Origin of the sequence: Burkholderia sp. A2 (assembly GCF_001729305.1) — a bacterium.
In the GTDB taxonomy this organism is placed as follows: domain Bacteria; phylum Pseudomonadota; class Gammaproteobacteria; order Burkholderiales; family Burkholderiaceae; genus Burkholderia; species Burkholderia sola.
This window is the reverse complement of the sequence record NZ_LZXX01000154.1, coordinates 1-1,660: the sequence shown is the minus strand read 5'-3', so window position 1 is coordinate 1,660 and position 1,660 is coordinate 1. Positions and strand designations below refer to the sequence as shown.

Below are 1,660 nucleotides of genomic sequence, written 5' to 3'. Positions count from 1 at the left end.
GCCGAACGTGTTCAAGCCGTGGCTGGGCGATCGCGTGACCGTGCAGGTCCTCGCCGATGCGGGGCACGCGATGGCGCCCGAGCAGCCGCGCGCGATGAGCGATGCGATCGCAGCCTTTGCACGCAAGGTCTACCGCACGAATTGATCATCATCGGCAGGCGTCGGAACAAGCGAATGGATTCTTCAATCAATCAGGATATCAAAACATGAAAACATCGAAGCGCGGCATCGTCGCCGCATGTCTGTTGTGGTGGGCGGCGTCCGCCTTTGCATCGGCGACCCCGGCCTCGGCCACGGTCGACCGGGAAATCGTCCGGCATGGCGATGTGCAGATCGAGGTACTGCGCGAGGGGCAGGGCCCGTTGATCGTGATTCTGCCGTCGCTCGGCCGCTCGGGCAGGGACTACGACGCGGTCGCCGCCCGGCTCGTGGCCGACGGCTTTCGCGTGCTGCGCCCGGAGCCGCGCGGCATCGGGCAGAGCAAGGGGCCGATGGACAACCTGTCGGTCCACGATTTCGCGGCGGACGTCGCGACGGTGATCGAGAACGAACATCGCGGCCCGGCGATCGTCGTCGGCCACGCGTGGGGGAATTTCCCCGCGCGCATGCTGGCCGTCGACCGGCCCGATCTCGTGCGCGGCGTCGTGCTCGCGGCTGCGTCCGCCGGCAAGGTGCCGCCCGGCTCGACGGAGAAGCCGATCAGCGCCGAGATCCGGCAGGCGATCGACGGCGCCGGCGACCTGTCGCTGCCGGAAGCGAAGCGGATCGAATACCTGAAGAAGGCGTTCTTCGCACCGGGCAACGATCCGCGGGTCTGGCTGGACGGCTGGCATGCCGCCACGCACGACGCCGAATCGCATGCGCGCGAGACCACGCCGGTCGATGCATATTTCGCGGCCGGCACCGCGCCGATCCTCGACCTGCAGGCCGAACACGACGCCGTCGCACCGCGCCGGTTTTCGAACGTATTGAAATCGATGCTCGGCGACCGCGTGACGATCGTGCGGATTCCGGATGCCGGCCACGCGCTCGCACCTGAACAGCCGGTCGCCATGGCCGACGCCATCGCCGCGTTTGCCCGGAAGCTCGCGAGCCCGCAATGAGCGTACGTCGACGGCGGTTCGATCGAGCTGCCGTTTCGATGTCGTTTACCGGAAGTACCTCGCATACGCTCAAGGAATCCATCGACATGACCATGACTTCCCCGGCGATCTCCGGGTCCACGCGCCGATTTTCCCCACCGCCGCTGGCCGAACCACGCCGGCCGCTCTTGCGTCTGCCGGCAAACAGCTGCGACGCGCATTGCCATGTGTTCGGGCCGTTCGACCGCTATCCGTTGCCCGACGACCGCAGCTTCGATCCGTCCGCCGCGCCGGAAACGGCGTTGCGGCACCTGCACGAGCGCCTCGGCTTCTCGCGCGCCGTGATCGTACAGAGCCAGGGGCACGGGTTCGATCATCGCGCGATGCTCGACGCGTTGCGCGCCGGAGCGGGGCGGTACAAGGGCGTCGCACTCGTTCGGCCGGGCGATCCGGACGCGCTCCTTACGGAGTACGCCGCGAACGGGGTGTGCGGCGCCCGGTTCAACTTCCTCGCGCATCTTGGCGGCCGCCCGGATCTGGAGGCGGTCAGGACCGTCGCCGCCCGTATCCGGCCGCTC

The 1,660-nt window shown here is 68.1% G+C and carries 2 protein-coding genes; both read left to right on the top strand.

Annotated features, from left to right (window positions below; translation table 11 throughout):
* Positions 1 to 206: 206 nt before the first annotated feature.
* Positions 207 to 1,103 carry an alpha/beta fold hydrolase gene (locus tag A9Z05_RS33275; protein ID WP_069621789.1) on the top strand — a complete coding sequence of 299 codons (897 nt, stop codon included), beginning with the start codon at positions 207 to 209 and terminating at the stop codon, positions 1,101 to 1,103.
* Positions 1,104 to 1,141: 38 nt separating this feature from the next.
* The coding region (locus tag A9Z05_RS33270; protein WP_218077835.1) for an amidohydrolase at positions 1,142 to 1,660 on the top strand (519 nt) is incomplete at its 3' end.

Excerpts from the sequence above, each read along its gene's own strand:
- A9Z05_RS33275 (WP_069621789.1), top strand. The coding sequence starts at position 207 with ATGAAAACATCGAAGCGCGGCATCGTCGCCGCATGTCTGTTGTGGTGG.